General features: G+C 70.8%; 7 protein-coding genes. 3 read left to right on the top strand and 4 right to left on the bottom strand.

Features of this window, described 5'->3' with window-relative positions; all coding sequences use genetic code 11:
• Window positions 1–201 precede the first annotated feature (201 nt).
• Window positions 202–405 (top strand): hypothetical protein, encoded by a 204-nt coding sequence (locus tag AX721_RS13750; RefSeq protein WP_068876561.1) that lies wholly within the window; start codon window positions 202–204, stop codon window positions 403–405.
• Here the strand turns inward: AX721_RS13750 and AX721_RS13745 are convergent.
• Complete coding sequence (locus AX721_RS13745) at window positions 402–1,178, bottom strand: transglutaminase family protein (RefSeq protein ID WP_068876560.1); 777 nt, start codon at window positions 1,176–1,178, stop codon at window positions 402–404. The two genes, AX721_RS13750 and AX721_RS13745, sit on opposite strands and share 4 nt — an antisense overlap.
• Window positions 1,179–1,225: 47 nt before the next feature.
• Window positions 1,226–2,119 carry a LysR substrate-binding domain-containing protein gene (locus AX721_RS13740; protein WP_068876559.1) on the bottom strand — a complete coding sequence of 298 codons (894 nt, stop codon included), beginning with the start codon at window positions 2,117–2,119 and terminating at the stop codon, window positions 1,226–1,228.
• 206 nt (window positions 2,120–2,325) lie between these two features.
• Between AX721_RS13740 and AX721_RS13735 the strand changes: the two genes are divergently transcribed.
• Together AX721_RS13735 and AX721_RS13730 are read left to right on the top strand one after the other, a co-directional pair.
• Window positions 2,326–3,375, top strand: coding sequence for a sensor histidine kinase (locus tag AX721_RS13735; protein ID WP_068876558.1), 1,050 nt, complete (start codon window positions 2,326–2,328; stop codon window positions 3,373–3,375).
• Window positions 3,372–4,205 (top strand): LytTR family DNA-binding domain-containing protein, encoded by an 834-nt coding sequence (locus AX721_RS13730; protein WP_068876557.1) that lies wholly within the window; start codon window positions 3,372–3,374, stop codon window positions 4,203–4,205. Before AX721_RS13735 ends, AX721_RS13730 begins: the two co-directional genes overlap by 4 nt.
• On the opposite strand, the gene AX721_RS13725 is transcribed toward AX721_RS13730, so the two are convergent.
• Entirely contained in the window at window positions 4,202–4,609 is a 408-nt protein-coding gene (locus AX721_RS13725; RefSeq protein ID WP_068876556.1) for a hypothetical protein, read from the bottom strand. The two genes, AX721_RS13730 and AX721_RS13725, sit on opposite strands and share 4 nt — an antisense overlap.
• An 81-nt stretch (window positions 4,610–4,690) precedes the next feature.
• Window positions 4,691–5,435, bottom strand: a 745-nt coding sequence (locus AX721_RS13720) for a Sir2 family NAD-dependent protein deacetylase (RefSeq protein ID WP_231754719.1), incomplete at its 5' end; no start/stop codon positions are given.

The raw sequence follows: 5,435 nt of genomic DNA, 5'->3' as shown, positions 1-5,435 counted from the left end.
AGGTCTATGACGCCTTCGGCCGCTACCTGTTCATCGGCCTGACCGCCGACTTCTAGTCGAACCCGAGCAAGCCCGGTCCGGATGTGCTCATCCGGGCCGGGCGGTGCGAAGACGCCTCTCGCGTCCTCGACACTGGCCCCGCGCAAGCGGGGCCTTTTCTTTTGCAGGTCCGCGGAACCGCAGCCGCGCAAGACGCTTCCCGTGGCTCAGATCTGCAGGATCGAGAGCGTGCGGCGGACGGAATATTATCGGGCGGAGGCGGAGCGGGTTCAGCAGCTTGCCGAGCTGTCTGCCCCAGGGCGTGGCCGTGAGCAGTTCGAACGGGTCGCCGCCGAATACCGCAGCCTGGCCGAATACTACGACGCCCTGCCCGAGCCGCCCGGCGTCCGGGCGGCGCCCCACTAGCTCTCGCGCACCGCGAACGCCTGCGTGACCAGGTCGGCGCGGCCGAAGATGGTCATGAAGGCGATGTCGGCGGCATCCAGCCCGGTGGCCACCCGCACCAGGCCGTCGACCGGGGCCTTGCCGGTCGGGTCGACCAGTCGCCAGCGTCCGCCCAGGTAGACCTCGGCGACGGCGTGCAGGTCCGGCGGCTCCAGCTTCCAGGCATAGGCGCTCACGGTCCGGGCCGGGATGTCGGCGGCGCGGCAGAGGGCGATGGCCAGGTGGGCGAAGTCGCGGCAGACGCCGGCCCGGTCGACGAAGGTGTCCAGGGCGGTGGAGGCGGCGTCGCTGACCCCCGCGCGATAGTCCACGTGACCCGAGATCCAGTCCAGGATGGCGACCACCTTGTCGCCGCCGGCCAGCCCGCCGAACTCGCGCTCCACGAAACGCTCGAACCGGTCGGACGGACAGTAGCGGCTGGCGCGAAGGTAGCGCAGGGCCTCGCCCGGCAGGTCCCGGATCGGCGCGGCGGGCATTCCCGCCAGCCCGGCGTCCCGGGCCAGCACCTCGACCTCGGCCTCATAGACGATGCGGACCTCGCCTTCCGCCGTGAACACGACCCGCCGCTCGCCCGTGACCGAGTCGTCCAGGCGGGAGATGTCTGCCGAGGGGAAGATGGTCAGCTCCTCGCGCCGCACCGCCTGGTCGGCCGCGCGGGCGGCCTCCAGCAGCAGCAGCACCTCGCAGCGGTCGGCGAAGCGGTAGGTCAGGTCGGCCTTGATCTGGAAATGCATGCACGCTCCACGGCCGCCAACGCGTGGCGCAGCGAAGCGTTGCCGTTTCAGGCGGCGTGCAGGGCCGGGGCGGCGCCGGTATCGAGGGTCGCCGCGAGCCAGTCCACGAACGGACGGATGACGTCGGCGCGGGGCGAGGCGGGATTCCACACGGCGGTATAGTCCTCGCGCAGCGGCGCCTCGGCGTCGAACAGGCGGACCAGCCGCCCCGCCCGCAGGTCCTCGCGGACCAAGAGCCCGCGCGCCAGGCAGACGCCCGCGCCGCTCCGCGCCAGTTCCAGTGCGGCCATCGGACTGTCGGCGGTGACCGTGGCGAGGGTCGGCAGTTCGCTGAGGCCCACCTGCTCCAGCCACAGCCGCCACGGATGCTCCGGCTGATGGATCAGCGGTGCGCGCACCAGGTCCTCCGGCCGCCGCGGCAGATCGGCCGACGGCGCGGCGACCGGGAACAGCGCCTCGCCGGCCAGCCGGCGTTGGGTGAGGCCGGCGCAGGCGCCCGCGCCGTAGAGGACGGCCACGTCCGCCTCGCCGGCGTTCACCTCGGACGCGCCGGTCACGGTGCGCAACTCCAGTTCGCGGTCGGGGTGCCCAGCCAGGAAGGCCGGAAGGCGAGTGGCGAGCACCCGCTCGGCGATGCCGGCGGAGGCGGCGACCACCAGGCGCGTACGGCCGGGACGCACGGGCGCCTCGAAGGCCTCCGAGATCAGGTTGAGCGACAGGCGCAGGCGGCTCACGAACGCGCGGCCGGGTTCGGTGAGCGCCACGTTGCGGCCGAACCGCTCGAACAGGTCCACCCCAAGCCGAAGCTCCAGCGAGCGGATCGCGTGGCTGATGGCGCTCTGGGTCAGGTTGAGTTCGTCGGCGGCCTTGGTGAAGCTCTCATGCCGGGCCGCGGCCTCGAAGGCGGCGATGGCCCTCAGTGATGGCGGACGCACGGCCACGACGAATTCCCCTTACCGACGCACGAGCACACGAACCTCGCCGGCCAAGGATGCCGAGGCGGCGAAAGTCTTCATGCGAAATGCGGCGAAGGGGGATGAATGGGCCGCCGAACGGGGCGAAATGCGGCGAACGGTGACGGTGTGTCGACAAGCGGCCTTGGTCTGTCACCGCTTTTCTACAGAATGTGACGGGTGGGGAAGGGTGCATGCGGCTGCCGCGTCCGAACAACTATCTCATCGCCAACTTCGTCCTCTGGTCGCTGACCTATCTCATCGTCACCGCCCGGATGCTCGCAGACCCGGCGCCGCACGCCGGCGACATGGCGGTGCGGCGCCTGGGCATGGCGGTGTTCGGCTTCCTGGCTTGCCTGCTGATCGGACGGATCCTGTCGGCCCTGGCCGAACAACCGATGTGGCGCCGGATCGTCGCGGCCGTGCTGCTGTCGGCGCTGGGCGGTTTCGCCTATTTCATCGTCAACTATGCGGTCTTCTATCTGGTTCTCCCGATGTGGAGCGTCGAGCCGCTGTCGCCGGTCTCGCTGGCCTACACGGCCTCCATGTTCTTCTGGACCTTCATCTCCTGGTGCGCGCTCTACTTCGCCATCCGCTACGAGGAGGAGCTCAAGGAAAAGAACCTTCGCCTGGTGGCGTCCCAGGCCATGGCCATGGACGCGCAGAACCGGATGCTGCGCTACCAGATCAATCCGCACTTCCTGTTCAACACCCTGAACGCCCTCAGCTCGCTGATCCTGGCCCGTGAGAACGAGCGGGCCGAGCGGGTGGTGCTCTCGCTGTCCAGCTTCCTGCGCCACACCCTGGAGAAGGAGATGCCTGACAAGGGCCCCCTCTCCGACGAGATCGAGGCCCAGCGCCAGTACCTCCTGATCGAACAGGCGCGCTTCGAGGACCGGCTGAATTACGTCGAGACGATCCCCGCCGATCTGCGCGACGCGCTCGCCCCCAGCCTCATCCTGCAGCCGTTGGTCGAGAATGCGGTCAAGTACGGCGTCGCGCGGTCGAACGAGACCGTCACCATCGAGATCAAGGCCGAGGCGGCGAACGGCCGGCTGCGGCTGACCGTCACCGACGACGGCGGCGACACGACGGGCCAGACCACGCCCAAGCTCGGCCTGGGGCTCGAGAACGTGCGGCGGCGGCTGGACCTGATCTACGGCAAGGCCGCGGCGCTCACCTGCGGCCCCCGCCTGCCGCACGGCTTCCTGGCGTCGGTGGAAATCCCCCTGGAGCGGACATGATCCAAGGCAGCATCAGCCCGGCCCCGGTGCGGGCCCTGCGCGTCGCCCTCGTCGACGACGAACCCCCGGCGTTGCGGCGCCTCCAGATGGCCATCGACAAGGCGGAGGGCGCCGAGGTGGTGGGCCAGGCGACCAACGGCGCCGACGCGCTGGCCCTGATCCGGCGCGGCGGCATCGACGTGGTCCTGCTGGACATCCGCATGCCGGGGCTGTCGGGGCTGGAACTGGCGCGCGCGATCGACCCCGCCCAGGCTCCGGCCTTCATCTTCGTCACCGCCTTCAGCCGCTTCGCCGCCGACGCGTTCGAACTGGCCGCCGTGGACTATCTTCTGAAGCCGGTGGAGTTCGACCGCTTGCACGAGGCCTTGGAGCGGGCCCGGTTGCGCCTGCAGTCACGGTTGGCGAACTCCCGGATCGCGGAACTGGAAGAGGTGGTGGCCGCCCTGCGCGCGGGCGACGCCCTGCCGGCGGCGGCGGCGGCAGAGCCGGCCTTCGCCGAGGAGATCTGGGTGCCCGACCGGGGCGACCGCCTGCGCCTGCCCGTCGACCTCATCGACTGGGTCGAGGCCGAGCGGGACTATGTCCGCATTCACAGCCGCGGGCGCAGCTTCCTGGTCCGCAAGCCGATCCGCACCCTGCAGTCCGAGTTGGACCCCGCCGATTTCGTGCGGGTGCACCGTGGGGCCCTGGTGCGCCGGGACCGCATCGTGCGCCTCGCCCGGCGGCCGGGGGGGCCGGCCGCGGTCGTGCTGCAGTCGGGCGCCGAGGTGCCGGTGGCCCGCCGTCAGGCGGCGCAGGTGCGGAAGGTCGTCGGGACGCGCGGCGCCTAAAGCGTCGCGCAGGTCGTCATATTGACCGGCTTGGCCTCGGCGCGGGTCCAGGCGTCGCCCGCCTTGGCGAAGGTGGCGAACGACGATCCCGACTTGCCGGTGGAGCCGTCCGGATTGCGGCCGGCGAACGTCATGGCGGCGACCACCTTGGCCTTGACGCCCTTGGCCGCCTCGTCGGCGCCGATGTCCTGGGCCGCCTTGCACATCACCTGGAAGTCCTGGCAGCCCTTGCCCTCGACCTTGCTGGCGCAGGCGGGGTGGCTGGCCTCGATGGCCGTCCGCCAGGCCAGGATCTCGCTGTCGAGCCCGGCGTAGGGATCGCTGGAGTTGGACTTGGCGCCTCCGCCCTGGCTGCAGGCGCTGAGGGCGACGAGAAGGGCGGCTGCGACGGCAGGTCTGATCACAGAAGGCTCCGATGAGAATCCGGCGGAGCGCATAGCCCGAAGAACAAGGCGCGTGTGTGACGAAACGACCGGAGGGCGAAATTAGTTGGCGGGCGCCGCCGTCGTCATCACCGGGCCGATCTCGTCGTGCAGCACGAGGTCGGCGTAGGGGTCGAGCTCCGTCGCCTCGCGGTTGACGATGGCCAGGCGGGCGCCGTTGCGCTTGGCCATGATCGGGAAGCCCGCGGCGGGGTAGACGACGAGCGACGATCCCAGCACCAGGAAGAGGTCGCAGGCCAGGGTCTCGGCCTCGGCGCGCGCCATCGGCTCGGCGGGCATGGCCTGGCCGAACGAGATGGTGGCCGTCTTGACGATGCCGTCGCAGTCCCGGCAGGCGGGCAGGTCGCCGGTGGCCTGGTACAGCGCCTTCAGCGCCTCGAGCTCGTGACGCAGGCCGCACTCGAGGCAGGTGGCGTAGCTGGCGTTGCCGTGCAGCTCGATGATCCGCTCGGCGGGCACGCCCGAGGCCTGGTGCAGATTGTCGACGTTCTGGGTGATCACCGAGCTGGCCTTGCCGCTGGCCACGAGGCGGGCGACGCCCATGTGCCCGGCGTTCGGCTCGCGCCCCACCCAGCCCGCGCGGCCGGCGAAGGCGCGCTCCCACGCCTCCCGCCGGCGTTCCTCGCTGGCCACGAAGTCCTGGAAGTAGATCGGCTTCATCTTGCTCCACACGCCGCCCGGGCTGCGGAAATCCGGGATTCCGCTTTCCGTGGAGATGCCCGCGCCGGTGAAGACGACCACGCGCCGGGCGTCGGCGATGAGGCGGGCAAGCTCGGCCCGCCCGGAG

This window comes from Phenylobacterium sp. CCH9-H3 (assembly GCF_001557235.1).
Taxonomy (GTDB): domain Bacteria; phylum Pseudomonadota; class Alphaproteobacteria; order Caulobacterales; family Caulobacteraceae; genus Phenylobacterium.
Note: the sequence above shows the minus strand (reverse complement) of the source record. Positions and strands in the feature narration are given on the sequence as shown.

What these genes read in the sequence shown, in the direction of transcription:
- AX721_RS13745 (WP_068876560.1), bottom strand. Translation starts at nt 1,178, where the DNA reads ATGCATTTCCAGATCAAGGCCGACCTGACCTACCGCTTCGCCGACCGC.
- AX721_RS13735 (WP_068876558.1), top strand. Translation starts at nt 2,326, where the DNA reads ATGCGGCTGCCGCGTCCGAACAACTATCTCATCGCCAACTTCGTCCTC.
- AX721_RS13730 (WP_068876557.1), top strand. Translation starts at nt 3,372, where the DNA reads ATGATCCAAGGCAGCATCAGCCCGGCCCCGGTGCGGGCCCTGCGCGTC.